Raw genomic sequence first — 20,264 nt, forward strand, 5'->3', positions numbered from 1 at the left:
GCCGTCTCGAGAGTGGGTCAAATAGCGCGAGTTTTCCAAATAATGGCAACTGTGCAAATAATGACCTGAGCGCGCGGGCGCCGAAGGCGCGCCGCCCAGGCCAGCGGAAGCGGCGCTAGCGTGTCAATATATGAAATACTAACATATATTGACACAACCGTCCTCGGTGTTATTGCTGCTTCGATCGGGTCGCAAGCGAACGACGGCCACAGCAAAAATCGGGAGGAACGGGTGTTCCAGGCACATCGGGAAACCAGGCGGCAGGTCCGCCGACTCCGCCTTCTCGCGACCGGCGCAATGGTGAGCGTGGCTCTACCGACGATCGCCGCGGCGCAGGAGGCGTCGGGCGCCGCGGGCTCGGAGCTGGCGGAAATCGTCGTGACCGCCCAGAAGCGCGAACAGCGTCTCCAGGATGTCGGCCTGACGGTCTCGGCGTTCGGTGGCGAGACCCTGGCCCGAGAAACGGTCAACTCGGTCGCCGATCTCGCAAGGCTCGTCCCGGGCCTGGACGTCACCCCCAACCCGAGCGGGACGCCGGTCTATACCTTGCGTGGGGTGGGCTTCTTCGAGAACTCGTTGAGCTCCGCGCCGGACGTCGCGCTCTATCTGGATCAGGCGCCGCTGGCCCTGCCCGCGTTCTCTGCGCTGACGGCGTTCGATCTGGAGCGCGCGGAGGTGCTCAAGGGACCGCAAGGCACGCTCTTCGGCACCAATGCGACCGGGGGCGCGATCAATCTCATCGCCGCCAAGCCCACGAGCGAATTTCGGGCCGGGCTCGAGGCGACCTATGGCCGCTTCAACACGGCGCGGCTGGGAGGATTCGTCAGCGGCCCGATCGCCGACACGCTGAACGGGCGGGTCGCGGTCAAGTTCAATCGCGCAGACGACTGGCAGCGCAGCTACACGCGAGATGACACGCTCGGCAAAACCGATGACGTCGCAGGCCGGCTGTTGCTCGACTGGCGGCCCGCCGACGCGGTCCGTGTCGCGCTGAACCTCAACGGCTGGCTCAACCGGTCCGATCCGCAGGCGGCGCAGCTTGCCCGGCGCACGACGCCCGAGGACCTGCAGGCGCCGATCGGTTCCACGGGATTTGGCGGGACGGTGACGGCGGGTCTGCCCCTGCTCGCCCTGCCCGCCGCGCCGCGGGATGCGCGCACGGCCAACTGGGATCCTGACTATCGACCGTTCCGCGACGACCGCTTCTATCAGGCGACGTTGAGCCTCAACTACGATCTCAGCGAGGCGGTCACCCTGACCTCGTTGACCGGCTACGCCTCGCTTCGCCAGCGCAAGGCGTCATCGTACTCGGGTACGGATCTCCCCGCGTTCGACCAGGTCGCCAACGACGCGGACGCCCACGACTTCAGCCAGGAAGTTCGCCTGGCCAGCACCGACACAGCCGCGCGCCTGCGCTGGCTCGTCGGCGGTAACTATCAGAGGACATTCAGCTACGAGAATATCGACGCGATCTATCCTGAAGCCTCGACCGGCACGCGCGACGGGTTCAGCGCCAACAGTTTCGACAGCCGGCAGGTCTTCAAGCAATGGGCGGCGTTCGCGAGCTTCGAATACGACATCACCGATCAGCTGAAGGTGAAGGCCGGAATTCGCTATTCGGATTCGAGCCGAACGGCGGCTAACCGCGCCTACGACACGCCAGGCTTTGTCGAGCCAAACCCCAATAGCCCAGGCCTCACGAACTTCTTCAATATCGTGATCCCGGCCGTCTATGTTCCGATCTTCTGTCCGGGGTTCACGTTCACGCCGGTGGTGCACGGGGAGTCGATCTCGATCGACCCGGAAACCTGCGTGTCGGGGACCTATCGCGAGACGCTCAAGGAAGACAATCTTCCCTGGAGCCTCGGCCTCGACTTCAAGCCAATGGATGGCTTGCTGCTCTATGCGAACGTGTCCCGAGGCTTCAAGGGTGGCGCGTTTCCCCTCGCCAACGCCGCGAGCCAGGAGCAGTATTTCCCGGTTCCACAAGAAAAGCTCACGGCGTTTGAAGGCGGTTTCAAATCGAACCTGGCGGGTGGCAAGGTCGTCCTGAACGGCGCGGCCTTCTATTACGACTATGCCAACAAGCAAACGCGAGGGAAGACGGTCGATCCCTTGTTCGGCGCCCTGGAACAGCTTGTCAGCATTCCGGAGTCCCGCACCTATGGCGCCGAGCTGGACCTGACGGCGGCGCCAATGCGAGGTCTCACGCTTCGGGCCAGCGCGACCTATCTCGACGCGAAGATCGAGGCGTTCGACGGAGCCGTGGGTACGACAAGCGTGGGCGGGCTGCTGTTTCCGGTCCGCGCCTCCTACGACGGCGTGAGACTGCCGTTCGCCCCGAAGTTCGCCGCGTCCGCCAGCATCGACTACGAGTTTCCGGTCAGCGACGACGTCGAAGGCTTCGTGGGCGGCAGCTTCCGCGCGCAGACGAAAAGCTACGGCTCGCCGCAACTCGCCCCACAAGAGCAGGCCGACGCCACGATCAAGGGCTACGGGCTTCTCAATCTTCGCGCCGGGCTCCAGGCGTCGGACGGGCGTTGGAAGGCGTCCATGTGGGGCTTGAACGTGACCGACACCCACTACTGGACCAACAGCCTGCGGGCGTTCGACACCATCGTCCGATATACGGGCCGCCCCGCCGAATACGGTGTCACGCTCGAGTATAATTTCTAGCAACGACGTCCGTGAGCCGCACCGTCGATGGACGGGGCGGGGGGCGATGCAGAACAGCAGGAAGGTAGCCGGTCCATGACATTCGCCAGAGGCGTTCCGGTAAGGGACACGATCCTATGGGTGGACGATACGGGAGAGGCGCACCTGCCGCCCATCGTCTGCCTGCATTCGCTGTGGCTCGACGGCGGCATGTTCGACGCCCTCGTCACCGCGGCGAAGGGGCGGTTCCGCGTCATCCGGCCGGACTTCCGGGGGCAGGGCAGCAGTGCGCCGGCGACCGAGGACGAGGTCAGCATGGACTGCTGCGCCGAGGACATGATCGCCCTCATCGAGACGTTGGATCTGCCTCCGGTCAGCCTGGCCGCCGCGTCGATGGGCGGCGACGTCGCCGTGCGCATGGTCGCCCGCCGGCCGGAGCTGTTCTGCGCCCTGGTCATGCTGGGGTCGTCCGTCCGCGGGGAGCCACCGGAGCAGCTGGTTCGCTTCACGGAATTCCTGGATGGTGCCAAGGAAAAGGGCTTCGTGGGCGACGACCTCGCGATGCTGATGTCGATCATGTTCGGCGCGACCACGCGCGCCAAGCCTGAGGCGCGGCCCATGCTCGACTATTGGAGCAAACGGCTGGAGTTGACGCCGCGATCCCAGTGGCCTGCCTTGATGGGCGTCCTCAATCGGCCGACCGCGGTTCCGCTCCTGTCGGAGATCAAGATACCGACCCTTGTGTTCTCCGGTGAGGACGACATCGCGCGACCGCCCGAGTGGAGCCAGGAAGTCGCCAACGGCGTTGAAGACGCCACCCTGGTCTCGCTGAAAGGCGTTGGGCACACCCCCATCCTCGAGGCGCCGGACGTGGTGATTCCCCCCGCGCTCGACTTCATCGCGCAGGCCGCGCGGACCAGCGCTCCCGCGTGAGGGCGCCCGGCGAAGCGGAACAATGGTCGCCAGGCGGCGATCTCAAATCAGGAGTGATCACATGAGCTTCGACGGCGAATACCTGATGACGATTGACGGTCGAGCGGTGGCGGGCGAGGCCAGCATGGCGGTCATCAATCCCGCGAATGAAGCCGTCATCGCGCAGGTTCCCGACGCCAGCCGGGCGCAGCTCGACGCGGCCGTGACGGCCGCGAGCCGCGCCTTTCCAATCTGGTCCGCCCGTCCGCTCGCCGAGCGGCAAAAGCTGGTGGCGGCGATCGGGGCGTGCCTGGATCAGCACAAGGACATGCTCTCCAGGATCATCACGCTCGAGCAGGGCAAGTCCCGCGCGGGCTCGGACTGGGAGGTCGCCACATCCGCCGACTGGTGCCGGGCGGTCTCGACGTTCTCGCTGCCTGTGGAAGTGATCCAGGACACCGACGAGCGAAGGGTGGAAATCCGACACACGCCCATCGGGGTCGTGGGTGCGATCACCCCGTGGAACGCGCCGATCCTGATGGCGATCTGGAAGTTGGCGCCGGCGCTCCTGGCTGGGAACACGGTGGTCCTGAAGCCCTCGCCCTATACCCCGCTCGCGACCCTGGAGCTCGGTCGGCTGCTGCAGGACGTGTTGCCGCCCGGGGTGGTGAACGTCGTCTCCGGCGGGAACGATCTCGGACAGTGGATGACCGACCATCCGGCGATCGGAAAGGTGTCCTTCACGGGGTCGACGGCGACGGGGAGGCGGGTGATGGAGAGCGCCGCCAAGACGCTCAAGCGCATCACCCTGGAGCTTGGCGGCAACGACGCGGCGATCGTCCTACCGGATGTCGATCCGAAGGCGGTGGCGCCGCAACTGTTCTGGGGCGCCTTCTTCAACAGCGCGCAGGTCTGCGTCGCCATCAAACGCCTGTATGTCCACTCGGACATCTACGACGCCGTGGCGCACGAGTTGGTGGAGTACGCCAAGACGGTCACGGTGGGCGACGGCGCGCTGCAGGGGGTCGACCTGGGGCCGGTCCAGAACAAGGCGCAGTTCGAGAAGGTGAAGGGCCTGCTCGATGATGCGCGCGCCAAGGGACAGCGGTTCCTGCTTGGCGGCGAGGCATCCAAGGGCCCCGGCTACTTCATCCCCATCTCGATCGTCGACAATCCGCCGGAGGACTCGCGCGTGGTGGTCGAGGAGGCCTTTGGTCCGGTGTTGCCGCTCCTGAAGTTCGATGACATCAACGACGTGATCCGGCGGGCCAATGACACCGACACGGGCCTCGGCGGATCGGTCTGGTCCGGAGATGTCGACAAGGCCCGGGAAATCGCCGGGATGCTGCAGACCGGCACGGTCTGGATCAACGAAATGTTCGCCTTCTCGCCCGAGGCGCCATTCTCGGGTCACAAGCAGTCGGGCGTTGGCGTGGAGCACGGGATGCAGGGCCTGCTCGAGTTCACCAACACACAGACGATCACGAGCCGAAAGCTGGCGACCGCATGATGGGCGATGGCGAACCCATGGCGGCTGGTCCCGGCCCAGGGCGGGCTCGTCGCGCCCGGGCCGAAAGCGGGCCTCCCCTAGCTCGCTTGTCCTGGTGTTCGCCCTAGCCAACCCGCCGGGCTTTGCTAGCGTTGCGGCCTTGCTGGTCCGGCCGATTCTTCGGCGAATGCTCGACGGGGCGGACCCCGCCAGGGTCGAAGGGTATCCCAAGCGAGCTCATCTTCATCTACGCAGGCTGCATGGACAATAACTACACGCTTCAGACCGTCGAGCGCGCGCTCTCCTTTCTGGAGTATGTCGCCGAAGCGCCGGAGCCCCCGAGCATCCGCGACATCGCCAAGGCGCTCGATCTGAACATTACGACTTGCTACCACCTGCTGCGCACCCTCGTCGCGCGGGGCTATATCGAACGGAATGACTCCGGCGGCCTTGAATTGGGCGACGGGATCGATGTCCTCGCCCGCGGATATCGGCGCGCCCAGAACACCGAACAGCGCCTGGCCGGGATCGTAAGGCGACTGGCGGCCTCGACGCTGGAGACCTGCTTCCTCTCTCTCAAGGAGGGCGACCGTGTCGTTCTCAAGGTTCTTATCGAGGGATCCCAAAGGCTCAGGGTCTCGGGCCTCTATGTTGGGATGAAGGGGAATGAGCACCGTCGCGCCGCAGGCAAGGCGGTGCTCGCTCACCTCGACGGGGCCGCGCGGGCGGCGATGCTGGAGCCAAGTCTTGCGCAAATGCCGGATCGTCAGCGGAAGGCGATGCTCAGCGCGCTCGAGAAGGAACTGCAACAGACAACCGTCCGCGGTTGGTCGATCGATGAAGGGCAGTCGGAGGACGGGATCACCGCCCTGGGCGCGCCCGTGTTCGACGCATCCGGATCGGTCTTCGGCGCGGTGGGCGTCGTCGCGCCGGACTTCAGGCTGGAAAAGTCTCGTGAGGCGATCCAGGCCTCGATGATGTCGGCCGCGGCTGAAGCTAGCGAACTGCTGAAGGAAATCGGCGACGCTTGAGGTGCGCCGGCGAACGTCCTTGGATCATGGACGCTGAGCCGAACGCCCGGCGAGCCGTCGCAGCCGGGACCTGACCGCGCTCGATCGCGCGCCGCCGCCGCTGCGCGGCCGGTGGTCGAGATACGAGTCTTCGCACCCTTCTGAATTCCGGCGGCGGCCGACATCCCGGCGCGCCGGTTGCCTCCCTGTGCGCCCACCCTGCCGGTAAGACGCGTGACGCTGTACGGCCGCCTCGTGCTGGCCCTCGCTCACCCACAAGCGCACGCCCGCGAGGGATAAATTTCCCGCGCACGGGTTTACACCCGCACTCAACTAATGTCAGATAAAGACAATGTTTCAATATTTGCAATCACATTCGACACACGCCGACCCGGAGCGCGCCCGGGGCCTCTCTGACCTGGGCGCGTCGACCATCGCCAGGCTGCTCAAAAGCCGTGGTGGAGATCGAGCGGGGTGGGCAGGCGGGCGCGGTGCGATCCTGTCCAACGTGCCCGACCTCGAGCTGTCTGAAGCAGTCTTAACCGGCAGATCCTCTATTTGCCGTAGAACGATTGAGAATTCCGGGAAATCCACATGACTTATACTGTATCGGATGAAATCGTCTCCGCGCTTACCCGTCACGGGGTTTCTTTCATCTTCGGACAGAGCAACCCGACGGCGCTAATGCTGGCGGCGGAAGGCGCCGGGATTCGCCAGTTCCTCTATCGTACCGAGAACGCCGCGGGCGCCATGGCTGACGCCTATGCCCGAATTTCGAACCGGATCGGGGTCGTGGCTGCTCAGAACGGACCGGCCGCCACCCTGATGGTCGCGCCGATGGCGGAGGCGATGAAGGCGTCGATCCCCATGCTCGTCCTGGTCCAGGAGGTGCCGGCGTCGCAACGCGACCGCAATGCGTTCCAGGAGCTCGATCACTTCGCGCTCTTCGCCGGGGTCTCGAAATGGACCCGCCGGCTCGACGATCCAGATCGCGCGGCCGAATACATCGACCACGCCATGGTGGCGGCGAACAGCGGCCGGCCAGGCCCTGTCGTACTGCTGCTGGCCAAGGACATGCTGCTGCAATCCTCGAACCCGCACGGGCTCGAGCGGAAGCAGGATCTGGGCGGGTTCCCGCTCGATCGGCCGCGGCCTGACGCCGACGCCGTGGCGGCCGCGGCGAGGTTGCTCGCGAACGCCGCCTCACCGGTGGTGATCGTCGGCGGCGGCGTACACGCCGCGCAGGCCGTCGAGGAACTGGGCGAATTGATCGATCTGGGCAAACTGCCCGTCGCCACGACCAACATGGGCAAGGGGGCGGTCGACGAGGCCGGTCCCTTGGCGCTAGGCGTCGCCGCCAACATCACCGGCCAGAACGGTCCGGCGGCCGCGCACCGCGAGCTGATCGCCGGCGCCGACGTCGTCCTCCTCATCGGAACGCGGACCAATGAGAACGCGACCGATGCGTGGAGCCTGACATCGCCTGGCGCCACCTACATCCACATCGATGTCGATCCGTTGGAGGTCGGCCGAAACTACGAGTCGCTGCGGCTGGTCGGCGACGCAAAGGCGGCCATCGCGGACCTGACCGCAGCGCTGCGCGGCATGGACCTGGCGAAGCGCCGGCAAGCTGCGGGCGACCTTATGCAAGCGATCGGCGAAGGTCGCGTGGCGCGCGCGCGCGCTATCGCGCCCGAGTGTCAGTCGGACACGACGCCGATCATGCCGCAGCGGTTGATGGCCGAGCTCGACCGCCGGATTGGTCCGCGGGACATCGTCGTGGCTGACGCGAGCTACTCGTCGGTCTGGGTGACCGGCTACCTCACGTCGCAGAGAGCCGGCCAGCGGTTCCTCACGCCGCGAGGTCTGGCCGGTCTCGGCTGGGGCCTGCCGTTCGCGATCGGGGCCAAGCTGGCGCGGCCCGACGCGAACGTCGTGGCGCTGGTGGGTGACGGAGGCTTCGCCCATGTCTGGTGCGAACTCGAGATGGCGGTGCGCGAGGAGATACCGTTCACGCTCATCGTGCTGAACAACGCGCAGCTGGCGATGCAAAGGCACGGAGAGAACCTCGGCTTCGGGCGCAGCACCACGGGCATCACCTTCGCCGAGGTGGATCATGCGGCCATCGCCCGGGCGGTCGGCGCGATCGGGATCCGGATCGATGATCCTGGCCAGTTCGCGCCGGCGCTGGAGCGGGCGATCGCCTCGCGGAAGGTCACGGTGCTCGACGTCGTGAGCAGCGCGGACGCCTTCGCGCCGCTTCGCGTCTTCGATGGGCAGTCGGCGAGACTGGACGTCCCGGCCACCGCGCGGCCCTCCGGGGCGCTGCAGAGCGCGTAGCGACAATGCTTTCATCTCACGCCGCCGCCGACGCCGGTCGCCTCCGCCAAGCCGAGGCGCTCCCGGCTGTCCGTCCGCAGCTGATGATCGGAGGCTCATGGCGGGACGCATCCGATCGAGGAACATTTCCCGTCGAGAATCCGGCCACGGGCGAGGTGCTGTCGTGGGTCGCCGACGCTACGCCGCAGGACGCCATCGAGGCGCTGGACGCGGCAAGCGGCGTCCAGGCGTCCTGGGCGTTGAAAGACCCTCGCGATCGCGCCGAGATCCTGCGGCGAGGCTACGAGCGGCTCGTCACCCAAACTGACCGCTTCGCCCAGGTCATCTCGATGGAGATGGGCAAGTCGGTCCACGAAGCGCGCGGCGAGGTCGCCTACGCGGCCGAGTTCCTGCGCTGGTTCTCGGAAGAGGCCGTCCGCGTGCACGGCCGCTACCAACGCGCGCCCGCCGGCCCTTTGCGGCATCTGATCAGCAAGAAGCCCGTGGGGCCTTGCCTACTGATAACGCCCTGGAACTTCCCCTTGGCGATGATCACCCGGAAGGTGGGGCCGGCGGTCGCCGCGGGATGCGCCATGGTGCTCAAGCCCGCCGAACTCACCCCTTTGACCGCCGCGCTCTTCGTATCGCTCATGGAGGAGGCGGGGCTGCCGCCTGGCGTGCTCAACCTGGTGTCGACGACCAGGGCCCAGGACGTGGTCGGCGCGCTGCTGGCCGATCGGCGTCTGAGGAAGGTGTCGTTCACCGGCTCGACCCGGGTCGGGCGCACGATCCTCGCCGGCGCCGCGGCAAACGTCCTGCGAACATCGATGGAACTTGGCGGCAACGCGCCCTTCATCGTCTTCGAGGACGCGGACCTGGACGCCGCGGTCGAAGGTGCGGTGCAGGCCAAGCTCCGCAACATGGGGCAGGCCTGCACGGCGGCGAACCGGTTCCTGGTGCACAGGGCCGTCGCGGCGAGCTTCGTCGATCGGCTTCGCGACCGGTTTGCGGCCCTTTCCGCCGCTGGAGGCGCCTCGGACGGCGAGATCATGGGACCGCTGATCAGCGCGACCGCCCGGACGAACGTGCATCGGATGGTCGAGGACGCCGTTGACCGCGGCGCCGCGCTCGTGTTGGGCGGAGGGATCCCGGCGGGGCCGGGTCACTTCTATCCTCCGACGATCCTCCTGGATGTCCGGCCCGGATCGCGGGTCCTGAGCGAGGAGATCTTCGGTCCCGTCGCCCCCATCCAGCAGTTTTCCGACGACCGCGAGGCGATCGATCTCGCCATGGACAGTGAGCTCGGCCTGGCAGCCTATGCCTACACCCGCGACCTCGATCGAACGCTGCGGCTCCAGGATGAACTCCAGACCGGCATGCTAGGGATCAACACCGGGCTCATATCGGACCCCGCCGCCCCCTTTGGAGGCGTGAAGCAGTCGGGCCTTGGACGCGAGGGCGGGGCCGAGGGCATCGAAGAGTATCTGACCACGCAGTATGTGGGCGTCAGGCAGGCGGCCCCTTCGCCGTCGGACCCGCCCTAGCTCGAATTCGATCGGTTCGCAGAACCGTCCTTCAACCGGAGTGAAGCCTATGCCGCTGAACGAAATAGCGCTGGAACGGCTGGAGGGCTGGAAGACAGCCGCGATGGAATTCGCGCCGCTGCTGATGGGCGAGCCGTTCGATACCCCGCTGGCGGAGTTGCGGCGGCGCTACGATCAGGAACTGGCGCGCAATCTTCCTCCGGAGGGCGTGAGCATCGCCCAGGTGGACATGGGCGGGGTTCCGGGAACCCTCGTCACGCCCGAAGGGGTGAAGGGCGACAGGGCGCTCCTCTACCTTCATGGGGGCGGCTACCTGACCGGGAGCCCGTCCGGCTATCATGGCATCGCCGGTCACTATGCCAAGATGCTTGGCGCCAGGGTCTACCTGCCGGACTATCGACTGGCGCCGGAACATCCATTCCCGGCCGCCCTGGAGGATAGCCTGGCGGCCTATCGCTGGCTGGCCGACCACGTGGGGGACACTCGGAACATCGTGTTCGCGGGCGACTCCGCGGGCGGAGCCATGGTCGTGTCGACCATGGTGAAAGCCCGAAACGCATCGTTCCCCTTGCCGGCAGGAGGTGTCGCGATCTCGCCCTGGGCGAACCTGGAGATGACTGGCGCATCCTACATAAGCCGCGACGGGATCGATCCCCTGTGCAACCGCGAGATCCTGGTCCTGATGGCGCGTCGGGCCCTTGGCGGCACGCTCCCCAATGATCCGGATGCGTCGCCCGTCTTCGCCGACGTGCGCGGCCTTCCTCCGATCCTGGTCCAGGTCGGCGAGAGCGAGGTCATGCTGAGCGACGCCATGCGCCTGGCAACCCACCTGGCCGACAACCGCGTTCGCACCTCGCTCGAGGTCTGGCCGGGCATGTTCCACGTCTGGCCGATGTTCGCGGGCGTCCTTCCGGAGGGCCTGCAAGCGCTGGAAAGCGCCAGCATCTTCCTCGATCGGGTTCTCGATCAGGGTCGCGCCGGCCGTTAACGCGGGGCGCTGGTCGACAGCGTGCTCGAGCTGGCCTGACAAACACACATTGAGGCGGGCGTCGGTAAGGCCGGCGTCGGGGCTTGCCGGCGCATCGCCCATGCGCCGCGGGTAGGTCGACGCATGCCGCTGCATGTCGCCGGCCGAGCGCATCAGCTCGCGCAGCCTATCGCTAGGGAACAGATTTCCCCACTCCCGCGACATGAATTCCCGAAGCGGAGAAGAAATGTAAGTTTATCAGTTAGTTAGATTCGGTTCAGGCTCCCGGGAGCCCGTAGGGCGCCTAACCCTCACCCGCCGCCCTCTTGTTTCGATATATGAATTTATGCCAAATATTGAACTCAAATTGAAGGGGGACCATATGATCGAAGCTGTCGATACCGCGGTCGTCAGGTCTGCGCGGGAGGCCCCCGCCAAGCGTTTTCAAAGCCCCCTTTCAGTCAGGGCATGACGAGCGCCGAGCGCACAGCCGTGAGCTCGATCTCGGGGCGCATCAACAACAACGAAAAACTGTTTCCGGAGGGGAAATCATGTCGAGACGACAAAGCATTGTGAGCCGCGCGGCCCTGGTGGCGGCGCTGTGTGTCGCGCCCACGACCACGGCGTTCGCTCAGGAGGCCGGCGCGACCGCGTCAGGACTCGACGCGGCCACCCAGCTCGATGAGATCATGGTCACGGCCCAGAAGCGCGGCGAGAACGTCCAGAACGTTCCCATCGCGATCACGGCGCTCAGCGGCGAAGTGATGGCGGAACGGGGCGTTCGCAACGCGCTGGACCTGACCCAGTTCGTCCCGGGCCTGCAGATCAACAACCTTTTCCAATCGTCGAACCCCACGATCTTCCTCCGCGGCGTCGGCGTGAACGACTACAACGCCGCCTCTTCGGGCGCGGTGGGCGTCACCGTCGACGACGTCTTTCTGAACTCGAGCGTCGGCCAGCTCTTCGCGGTCTTCGACGTCGACCGCGTGGAGGTGCTGAAAGGCCCGCAGGGCACGCTGTATGGCCGCAACACCACCGGTGGGGTCATCAACTACGTCACCCGGCGGCCGACCTTCTCTCCGGAGTTCACCGCCTCTGTCGGGGCCGGTCGGTTCAACCAGGTCTTCTTCGACGCGGCCGGGGGCGGCCCGTTGATCGACGACAGGTTGGCCGCGCGGGCTTCGGTGGTGGTGAAGCGTCGTGACGGCTGGGGCGTCAATCTGCAGGACGGCCGCGACATCAATGGCATCGAGACCTATGCGGGGCGGCTGCAGTTCCTGTTCACGCCGACCCCCGACATCGAGATCCAGAACAAGATCGAAGGCGGCTTCAGCAAGTCCTCGGCCCTGGGCCACCAGTCGCTCGGCACATTCCACCTCACGGCGAACAGGGCCTGCACCGGCGAGGAAGTCCTGGCGCGCACGATCTGCGTGAACCCGATCTCGGGTTACAAGGCCAATGCGAATATCGATGAATTCAATACCAACGTCCGAGACAATTACGAGAATCTCACGAACTTCGCCGACCGCCTATCGGTCGTTTGGAACGGTGACAATCTCAGCCTGACCTCGATAACGGGGTACGTCTATAACAAGCGCGATCTCAACCAGGATATCGAATACTCGCCGTTCGCCATCGCCGAGCTGCCGGTTTGGGTGGAAAAGTCGGAGCAGGTGAGCAATGAGCTTCGCCTGGCCTCGAACGGCGACGGTCCGCTCAAATGGGTCGCCGGTCTCTATTACCTGCAAGAGAAGCTTTCGAGCGTCACCAATCTCAGCGTGTTGCGGGAGTTCAATCCCGACCCCACGCAACCTCACTTCGATCCGGCCAATTCGGTCTTGACCGTGGAGCGTGTCTTCACCCAGCGGACCGCCAGCAAGGCCGTCTTCGCGCAGGTCGACTACGAGGTGACCGACCAGCTGACGGTCACCGCGGGGCTGCGCTATACCGACGACAAGAAGACCTTGAGCTTCATAACCTATGGCGGGCCGGTCAACCCGGACAGCGATCCGCGGGCGCGTCTGCAGGATCGCCTGGTCGGGTTCGTCGACGCCGATCCGACCAACTTCGCGATCGATCTGCCTTCGCGCACCGTCACCACGCTCAAGAAGCCGACCTGGCGACTGGCGCTCGCCTACAAGGCCAGCCCGACGGTGAACGCCTACGCCAGCTACTCACGCGGCCTGCGGGCGGGGGGCTACAACACCGCGGCGCTGTTCAACGGGATCGAATTCAACGCCGTCGATCCGGAGAGCATCGACGCCTTCGAAGCCGGCGTGAAGACCGACCTGTTCGACCGTACTTGGCGGGTCAACGCTTCGGCCTTCTACTACGACTATCGGAACCTGCAGGTCTTCAGCCTCGAACCGAACCCCGCCGGCGGCGTGCCGCTGCAGCGGTTGCAGAACGCCGACGCGGAGGTCTATGGCGCGGAGGTCGAGATCCAGGCCCGGCCGATGCGCGGTCTGGATCTGAATCTGGGCGCGGCCTATGTCCACGCCACCTACGCCGACTTCATCGATCCGATCCGTGGCGACTTCAACGGAAACAGGCTGGACAAGACGCCCCGCCTGCAGGCGACCGGCAGCGCGACCTATCGTTTCGATCTCAGCGACGGTTGGACGGCCAGGGTGGGCGGCGACTTCTCCTATCAGTCGAAGGTCTACTTCAGCGCGCTCAACGATGCGCCGATGGTGAGCGCCCGCCACGGCGAGGTGAACCTCAATGCGGGGGTCTCCCACAGCTCGGGGGTCGACCTGTCGGTGTTCGTTCGCAATGTCGGCGACAACCGCTATCTGACCGACATGAACGACCTGTCGAGCCTGGGCTTCTTCTTCCCGGTCTTCAACGAGCCGCGCACCTACGGCTTGACGCTGCGCTACACCATGTAGTCGCGCGAGGCCCGGCGCGGACGCCCTCCCACCCGCGCCGGGCTGATCTTCCCAATTCCAAGCTTCTGGCCTGACCTCCTCCCGAAGGCCAAGGCAGACGTCCTCCCGGCCCTGGCGGCCGGGAGGGCGTTCCTGTCTTGCCTTGCCCGAGGCTCAGCTCAGCTCGAGATCGGTCCATTCGCGGGCCAGGTAGGCGACGCCATCGCCCGTATGGACCACCGGATCGAGCCGGACGGCGATGATCAGCACGTCCATGGGCATCCGGACGGTCTCGACCTTCGAGGCGACTGCGGTCGAGCTCTGCCTTCGCGCCCAGCGACGGGGCGACAGGGCGCCAGCAGCGGTCTGATCTTCCCCCGAATTAGTGGACGGGGTTAAGCCGCTCGACGCTCGGCGTCCGAGGCCTCAGGGGTCGGTCGAGCCCGCCATCAGCCGGCGGTCGAAGTCCGCCGCCAGGCTGGCGATCGTAACCCTTCCGAACTGCGACAGGAGCCGCCGCTCGGCCTCCGCAAGCGCCTCTGACATTGCGGCGTTGACAGCCTGTTCGACGAGACAATCGGGCGCGTCGTCCGCAGGTCCGATCGCGAACAAGGTTGGCGCGCCCAAGGCATCGTAGACGTCACGCAAGGTGATGGACTCCAGGGGACGATTAAGCACCCATCCCCCGCCGTGACCCTTCCCCGAGGCGACATAGCCGTGGTCCCGCAGCCCGGCCATGGTTCGACGCACGACAACGGGGTTGGTGTTGAGCATCCGCGCGATCACCTCCGAGGTGACCGGCCCGTCATGCCGGGCCATGTGGATCAGCACATGGAGCATGCGTGAAAGACGGCTGTCGCTGCGCACGCGCTTATGTACCTCACTTTTTCACGACACAACAGGAGTTGCGTGAAAGACGTCCGCGCCTATATGTAACTCATAAAGATACATGAGGTCGTGAAATGGTTTATGATGTGATCGTGGTGGGCGGCAGCTTCGCTGGGCTCTCGGCCGGCATGCAGCTGGCGCGCGCCCAACGCCGGGTGCTGTTGGTGGATGCCGGCCGGCCGCGGAACCGCTTCGCCGCGGCGTCCCACGGCTTCCTCGGCCAGGACGGCGTCGCGCCCGAAGCAGTCTTGAGTGAAGGCCGTCGCCAGCTCTCTGCCTATCCCACGCTCGACTTCCTTCAAGGGGAGGCGGTGCGAGTTCGGTCTGACGACACGTTCACGGTGGGCCTGGCGGACGGCGGCGCCGTCGAGGGTCGCCGGCTCGTGCTCGCCACCGGGCTCATTGACGACTTGCCGTTGCCGTCCATGCAGATGCGATGGGGCGTGAGCGTGCTGCACTGTCCGTATTGTCATGGCTATGAGGTTCGGGGGCGGCCGCTTGCGGTGGTCGCCAGCAACCCCATGTCGATTCACCAGGCGCTCCTACTGCCCGACTGGGGGCCCACCACCCTGTTCACCCAAGGTCAGTTCGAGCCGACCCTCGACGAGGCTGGACGACTTGCTCTGCGCAGCGTCGATGTTGAGCGCGTCCCGGTCGTCGAGCTCTTGGGCGACGCCCCCCACACCGAGGCGCTCCGCCTCGCCGATGGGCGCATCATTGCGGCGCAGGCCGTGTTCACGGCGCCCAGGACGCGCATGGCAAGTTCGCTTGCCGAACAGCTGGGCTGCGCCTTCGAAGACGGACCGACCGGACCCTACATCCAGGTCGACGCGGTGAAGCGGACCACCATCAGCGGCGTCTTCGCCGCCGGCGACGCCGCCCAGGGGATGCACAATGCGACCCTTGCCTCGGCGGCGGGGGTTCTGGCCGGCGTCTCGGCGCATCGCTCATTGGTGCTCGCTCAGGCGGCGGCCTGAGCCAGCCGACGAAGAGGTGCGCCTTCGACCGGCGGAGGCTTTCCCCTGGAAGGGCCGCCGCCAGAGTCGGGCGCCCCGGCCTGGTGAAGGCGCCGGCGCGTAGAGAACGGGGCTGCCGGCACATTCGACCTACCCGGGTCGGGCCCGCGCCGCCTGGGCGGCATTTGTTGCGGTTCGCAGGACAATCCATCCCGGTTTCCCGGCCTAACGCCGAATGCCCCGCGCCCGTATCGCTCAAGCCATCCTGAAACAGAGCTTTCGACAGGGGATTGCCCGATGCTCAAGACGTTCCTGCTTGCTGCCTCCGTGTTTGCGCTCGCTGCCGGGCCGATCTCCGCCCAAACCCGCGCTGCGGCCCCACCGCACGCATCCGCGGCCGCGCGGGGCGTCGCGAAGTTCCAGATCGGCCGCTTCCAGCTCTTCGCTCTGAGCGACGGTACGCTGCCGCTCGACGTCGATCCGCTGCTCAAAGGCGCGCCGAAGGCGGAAATCGACGCCCTTCTGGATCGCGAGTTCCAGGGACGCACCGTGGAGACTTCCATCAATGCCTATCTTGTCGACACGGGCGACCGGCAGATCCTGGTCGACGCTGGCGCCGGCGATCTCTTCGGCGCCTTTGGCGGCAAGCTGATGCAGAGCTTGGCGGCGGCGGGCTACAGCGCCGGGGACGTGGACGACATACTGGTCACCCACATCCATACGGACCATTCCGGCGGCCTGACCCGGGGTGGGCGCATCGCGTATCCAAACGCCACCGTCCATGCGGGGGCGGCCGACGAGGCGTTTTTCCTGGATGGCGCCCGGGACCACGGGCATGCGGCGGAGGCGCGCCACATCGAAGAGGCGATGAAGACGGTGGAGCCCTATCGCCGGGTGGGCCGGCTCGCCACGTTCCGGGGCGCCACGCAACTGTTCCCCGGCGTCAGCGCCCGGCCGGCCCCCGGCCATACCCCTGGCCATGCGGTCTATCGCATCGAGAGCGAGGGCCAGAGCCTGGAGTTCTGGGGCGACCTGATCCACGTCGGCGCCGTGCAGATGCCGCGTCCTGAGATCACCATTGCCTTCGACGTCGACCAGGACGCCGCGCGAGCCGAACGTGCCCGGCTGTTCTCGGCGGCCGGCCGCGATCGGACCCTGGTCGCCGCCGCCCACCTGAACTTCCCGGGCGTCGGCCGGGTGCGGCCGGAAGGCCAGGGCTATGTTTGGGTTCCGGCGCCGCACCGCTACCACGACTGAACTGCCCGACCCTATCTGCGGACGGCCGGGCGCTTCTGCGCCTCGGGGGGGCGGCCGTCGCTATGCGCCCGGGATGGCCCGAAGGTCGATCCGCGGGACCAGGAAGTCCAGGAGCGCCTTCACCTTCGGCGGCTGCACCCGGGCCCCAGGCCGGACGGCGTAGAGGCTGGGAGCAGGACCCTGCCAATCGGGCAGCACCCGCACCAGCCGGCCCGCCTGGACCTCGGCCGCCACACGCACGTGGTTGGCCAGCATCAGTCCCTCGCCGGCGAGCAGGAAGGGGTGTAGTCCCTCCGGGTCGGAGGCCACCGCCACCGGGCGAACGGGGAAGTGGCCTCGCTCATCACCCCGGGAGAGCGGCCAAGCCACCGTCGGGCGATTGAAGTAGAACTGGGTGAACAGCCCGGCGTGTGCCGCCAGTTCGTCCGGATGCTGCGGCTCTCCCGCCTGCTCAAGGTACCTCGGCGCCGCATAGAGGCCCATCGGCAACGCGCCCATCCTGCGGGCGGCGAGCGAGGAGTCCGGCAGGTCCCCCTCCTGTAGCCGGAAGGCGATGTCGATCTCCTTGGCCATCAGGTCCACGACCTCGTGCCCGAGCAGCAACTGCGGTTGTACGTCGGGATAGAAGCGACGGAACTCGACGAGCGCCGGCGCGAGGATCCGGATGCCCAGCCAATGCGGCGCGGTGATCCGCAGCCAGCCGCGCGGATGCTGCTGGAGTTCGCCGACCGCGTGCTCGGCGTCCTCCAGCTCCTTCACGAGCCCTTCGCAGTGGTGGAAGTAGACGGCGCCGGCCTCGGTGAGCTTCAGGCTCCGCGTCGTCCGGTTGAGGAGCTGCGCGCCCAGCCTGGCCTCAAGCTCCTGGACCTTACGGCTGATCCGGGTCTTCGGCGTTTTCAGCGCCCGGGCCGCGCTGGTGAAGCTGCCTTCCTGGACGACCTTCACGAAGGCGATCGTGTCGCTGAAGTCCCGCAGCATAGAGCTATCCCCCGCTACGCGCGATTGTATCTGTGCGCGGGACGGTGATGCCCGAATTTTCCGGATAATCAAGGCAAATAGCTCCGACTAGGCTTCGATTGTCCCGCGCAGGGGCGAACTCAATTCGGAGCTACACAATGATCAAGTCCCTTGCCCTGGCCGCCACCGCGACCCTGGCCCTGACCGCCGCCGCCGCTGCGGCGCAGCCCGCGGCGGTCCGCAACGTCATCCTCGTCCACGGAGCCTTCGCCGACGGCTCGGGCTGGCGCGGCGTCTATGACGAACTCACAGCCCGCGGCTACAAGGTCAGCGTTGTCCAGAACCCCCTGACGTCTTTCGCCGACGACGTTGCCGCCACCCGCCGGGCGCTGGCCCGCCAGGATGGCCCGGCCATCCTGGTCGGCCACTCCTACGGCGGCTCGGTAATCACCGAGGCGGGCGACGACCCGAAGGTGGCCGGCCTCGTGTACGTGGCCGCCTTCGCGCCCGACGTGGGCCAGTCGACGCTGGACCAATACGCCGAGGTCCCGCCGCCGCCCCACTTCCAGCCCGACGTCCAGTCCGATGGCTTCGCCTTCCTGAAGGCCGATCCGTTCAAGGCCGGGTTCGCCGCCGACACCCAGGACCCCGACGCGCGGTTCCTGCGGGATAGTCAGGGTCCGATCGCCATGAAAGCCCTGGAAGCCAAGGTCACCCGGGCGTCGTGGAAAACCAAGCCCTCCTGGTATGTGGTGGCCACTGAGGACGGGGCCATCGACCCCAGGCTGCTGCGCAGCACCGCCCGCCGCATCGGCGCGACCACGACCGAGGTGAGCGGCAGTCACGTGGTCTTCTTCACCCAGCCGAAGGCCGTCGCGGAAGTGATCGATCAGGCCGCTCAAGGCGCGCTCGGCGCCGCGCGCTGATCGGCGCAGCCCGCTCATTCCAATTCACCGCTTCAGGATCATTCCCATGAAAACGTTTCCGATCGTCTCCGCCGCCGTCGTCGCGGCGTTGATCTCCCCCTCGTCGGTCGCCGCACAGGTGCTAGAACCGGGAGCCCAAGCTTTCGTCGACGCCGCCGCGAAGGCCCCGCCGCTCTACACCCTCCCGCACGCCCATGCCCGCCAGGTGCTGGCCACCGTGCAGGCCCAGCGGATCCCCAGCGCCGCCACTGTGGTCCAGGACGCCGTCTGGCCTGTCGGCCCGACAGGCAAGGTCCGGGTCCGCATCGTCCGCCCGGAGGCGGCCAGGGGAAGGTTGCCCGTCATCCTCTACCTACACGGCGGAGGATGGGTGATGGGCGACCGCAACACCCACGACCACCTGATCCGCGAACTGTCCGCGGGCGCTGGCGCGGCCGTGGTGTTCGTCGACTACGACAATGCGCCCGAGGTGACCTATCCCGAGAACAACGAGCAGGCCTACGCTGCGCTGGAGTACGTCGCCCGGAACGCTCCGGCGCTGAACCTCGACCCGCGCCGCATCGCCGTGGCAGGCGACAGCGCCGGCGGCCACATGGCGGCCTTGCTGACGATGATGGCCAAGGCGCGCAAGGGGCCCGCCATCGTCCATCAGGTTCTGTTCTATCCCGTGACCGACGACATTTCGGACGACGACTCCTATCGCCGCTTCGGCGACGGTCCGTTCCTCACGAAGAAGGCCATGGAGTACTTTCTGGCGGCCAATTTCCCGGCGGCGCGCCGGGGCGAGGTGGCGGCCTTCCCCCTGCGGGCGCCTGTCGCGGCCCTGCGGAGCCTGCCCAGCGCCACAGTCATCGTCGCCGAGAACGACCTTCTGCGGGACGAGGGCGAAGCTTATGCACGCAAGCTGCTCCAGGCGGGCGTGCCGGTGACCTCGACCCGGTACAACGCGACGATCCATGACTTCGTCATGCTGAACGCGCTCGCCGAGACGCGCTCTGCCCGGGCCGCGATCGCCCAAGCCAGTACCGAGCTACGGGCCGCCTTTGCGCGCTGACCGGCCGGGCGGAGCCGCAAGCTCCGCCCGTCCTCCGGCGTTCGAAGGACTGGCTGTGGCGCCCAGTCAGAGCGGTCTCTCCGCCACCAGTTGACGCGCTTCAGCGACACGCAGTCATTTGAGAACTGGCGGCGTCCTTGAGCGACCGCGGGCCAGAGTGAACGTCGTCCGTCATGGCGGTTTGAGCGTCCGTTTGACGGCCTGAGCCCACCGGTCGCAACCGGCCGAGAGTGGCGTTCCTGCATGCGGACGTCTGGCCGAGTCCGCTCCCCGGCCATAAGCCAAGGTCTCGAAAGGCCCCTTCTGAGACCGTAGGAGCGTCCTGTGTGGATGGCTCCCGCGTTGCAAGGCTCGATTTGAAGTTTTGGCGGCTGGGTCGGGTGCAGTCTTGTGTCCGGCCTGTTGATGCAGTCGTTTCGAGGACTGCTGGCCCTGATGGTATCCGCAAGCTGGGTCCCAC

Annotated in this window: 14 protein-coding genes; 12 read left to right on the top strand and 2 right to left on the bottom strand. The window is 66.6% G+C overall.

Features of this window, described 5'->3' with window-relative positions:
- Positions 1 to 231: 231 nt before the first annotated feature.
- The 8 genes from Q8Q88_RS10120 (at position 232) to Q8Q88_RS10155 (ending at position 13,787) form a co-directional block, all read left to right on the top strand.
- A complete protein-coding gene (locus Q8Q88_RS10120) occupies positions 232 to 2,676 on the top strand; it encodes a TonB-dependent receptor (protein ID WP_305675069.1) in 2,445 nt (814 codons plus the stop codon).
- Between the two features lie 27 nt (positions 2,677 to 2,703).
- Positions 2,704 to 3,588, top strand: a complete 885-nt coding sequence (locus Q8Q88_RS10125; RefSeq protein ID WP_305675070.1) for an alpha/beta fold hydrolase — start codon at positions 2,704 to 2,706, stop codon at positions 3,586 to 3,588.
- A 61-nt stretch (positions 3,589 to 3,649) separates the two neighbouring features.
- On the top strand, positions 3,650 to 5,077 hold the full coding sequence (locus Q8Q88_RS10130) for an aldehyde dehydrogenase family protein (RefSeq protein ID WP_305675071.1): 1,428 nt from the start codon (positions 3,650 to 3,652) through the stop codon (positions 5,075 to 5,077).
- A gap of 239 nt (positions 5,078 to 5,316) precedes the next feature.
- Positions 5,317 to 6,087 (top strand): IclR family transcriptional regulator, encoded by a 771-nt coding sequence (locus Q8Q88_RS10135; RefSeq protein WP_305675072.1) that lies wholly within the window; start codon positions 5,317 to 5,319, stop codon positions 6,085 to 6,087.
- A gap of 573 nt (positions 6,088 to 6,660) precedes the next feature.
- Entirely contained in the window at positions 6,661 to 8,406 is a 1,746-nt protein-coding gene (locus Q8Q88_RS10140) for an acetolactate synthase catalytic subunit (protein WP_305675073.1), read from the top strand.
- An 83-nt stretch (positions 8,407 to 8,489) separates the two neighbouring features.
- Positions 8,490 to 9,929, top strand: a complete 1,440-nt coding sequence (locus tag Q8Q88_RS10145) for an NAD-dependent succinate-semialdehyde dehydrogenase (protein WP_305675082.1) — start codon at positions 8,490 to 8,492, stop codon at positions 9,927 to 9,929.
- Positions 9,930 to 9,978: 49 nt separating this feature from the next.
- A complete protein-coding gene (locus tag Q8Q88_RS10150; RefSeq protein WP_305675074.1) occupies positions 9,979 to 10,917 on the top strand; it encodes an alpha/beta hydrolase in 939 nt (312 codons plus the stop codon).
- Between the two features lie 530 nt (positions 10,918 to 11,447).
- Entirely contained in the window at positions 11,448 to 13,787 is a 2,340-nt protein-coding gene (locus Q8Q88_RS10155; RefSeq protein ID WP_305675075.1) for a TonB-dependent receptor, read from the top strand.
- A 405-nt stretch (positions 13,788 to 14,192) separates the two neighbouring features.
- Here the strand turns inward: Q8Q88_RS10155 and Q8Q88_RS10160 are convergent, their stop codons facing one another.
- Entirely contained in the window at positions 14,193 to 14,633 is a 441-nt protein-coding gene (locus Q8Q88_RS10160; RefSeq protein ID WP_305675076.1) for an Rrf2 family transcriptional regulator, read from the bottom strand.
- 95 nt (positions 14,634 to 14,728) lie between these two features.
- Between Q8Q88_RS10160 and Q8Q88_RS10165 the strand changes: the two genes are divergently transcribed.
- Together Q8Q88_RS10165 and Q8Q88_RS10170 are read left to right on the top strand one after the other, a co-directional pair.
- Positions 14,729 to 15,631 (top strand): NAD(P)/FAD-dependent oxidoreductase, encoded by a 903-nt coding sequence (locus Q8Q88_RS10165; protein WP_305675077.1) that lies wholly within the window; start codon positions 14,729 to 14,731, stop codon positions 15,629 to 15,631.
- Positions 15,632 to 15,907: 276 nt separating this feature from the next.
- Positions 15,908 to 16,867 carry an MBL fold metallo-hydrolase gene (locus tag Q8Q88_RS10170; protein ID WP_305675078.1) on the top strand — a complete coding sequence of 320 codons (960 nt, stop codon included), beginning with the start codon at positions 15,908 to 15,910 and terminating at the stop codon, positions 16,865 to 16,867.
- Positions 16,868 to 16,927: 60 nt separating this feature from the next.
- Here Q8Q88_RS10170 and Q8Q88_RS10175 read toward each other — a convergent pair whose 3' ends face one another.
- Positions 16,928 to 17,845 (bottom strand): LysR family transcriptional regulator, encoded by a 918-nt coding sequence (locus tag Q8Q88_RS10175; RefSeq protein WP_305675079.1) that lies wholly within the window; start codon positions 17,843 to 17,845, stop codon positions 16,928 to 16,930.
- Between the two features lie 137 nt (positions 17,846 to 17,982).
- Between Q8Q88_RS10175 and Q8Q88_RS10180 the strand changes: the two genes are divergently transcribed.
- Together Q8Q88_RS10180 and Q8Q88_RS10185 are read left to right on the top strand one after the other, a co-directional pair.
- Entirely contained in the window at positions 17,983 to 18,750 is a 768-nt protein-coding gene (locus Q8Q88_RS10180; RefSeq protein WP_305675080.1) for an alpha/beta fold hydrolase, read from the top strand.
- 46 nt (positions 18,751 to 18,796) lie between these two features.
- On the top strand, positions 18,797 to 19,804 hold the full coding sequence (locus tag Q8Q88_RS10185; RefSeq protein WP_305675081.1) for an alpha/beta hydrolase: 1,008 nt from the start codon (positions 18,797 to 18,799) through the stop codon (positions 19,802 to 19,804).
- The last annotated feature ends 460 nt before the right edge of the window (positions 19,805 to 20,264 follow it).

Origin of the sequence: Phenylobacterium sp. (assembly GCF_030697925.1) — a bacterium.
In the GTDB taxonomy this organism is placed as follows: Bacteria; Pseudomonadota; Alphaproteobacteria; order Caulobacterales; family Caulobacteraceae; genus Phenylobacterium.

Bases quoted from the DNA above. Each gene is read 5' to 3' on its own strand.
- Q8Q88_RS10185 (WP_305675081.1), top strand. From the start codon at position 18,797: ATGAAAACGTTTCCGATCGTCTCCGCCGCCGTCGTCGCGGCGTTGATC.
- Q8Q88_RS10175 (WP_305675079.1), bottom strand. From the start codon at position 17,845: ATGCTGCGGGACTTCAGCGACACGATCGCCTTCGTGAAGGTCGTCCAG.
- Q8Q88_RS10180 (WP_305675080.1), top strand. From the start codon at position 17,983: ATGATCAAGTCCCTTGCCCTGGCCGCCACCGCGACCCTGGCCCTGACC.
- Q8Q88_RS10155 (WP_305675075.1), top strand. From the start codon at position 11,448: ATGTCGAGACGACAAAGCATTGTGAGCCGCGCGGCCCTGGTGGCGGCG.
- Q8Q88_RS10145 (WP_305675082.1), top strand. From the start codon at position 8,490: ATGATCGGAGGCTCATGGCGGGACGCATCCGATCGAGGAACATTTCCC.
- Q8Q88_RS10165 (WP_305675077.1), top strand. From the start codon at position 14,729: ATGGTTTATGATGTGATCGTGGTGGGCGGCAGCTTCGCTGGGCTCTCG.
- Q8Q88_RS10125 (WP_305675070.1), top strand. From the start codon at position 2,704: ATGGACGGGGCGGGGGGCGATGCAGAACAGCAGGAAGGTAGCCGGTCC.
- Q8Q88_RS10150 (WP_305675074.1), top strand. From the start codon at position 9,979: ATGCCGCTGAACGAAATAGCGCTGGAACGGCTGGAGGGCTGGAAGACA.
- Q8Q88_RS10135 (WP_305675072.1), top strand. From the start codon at position 5,317: ATGGACAATAACTACACGCTTCAGACCGTCGAGCGCGCGCTCTCCTTT.
- Q8Q88_RS10140 (WP_305675073.1), top strand. From the start codon at position 6,661: ATGACTTATACTGTATCGGATGAAATCGTCTCCGCGCTTACCCGTCAC.
- Q8Q88_RS10170 (WP_305675078.1), top strand. From the start codon at position 15,908: ATGCTCAAGACGTTCCTGCTTGCTGCCTCCGTGTTTGCGCTCGCTGCC.
- Q8Q88_RS10130 (WP_305675071.1), top strand. From the start codon at position 3,650: ATGAGCTTCGACGGCGAATACCTGATGACGATTGACGGTCGAGCGGTG.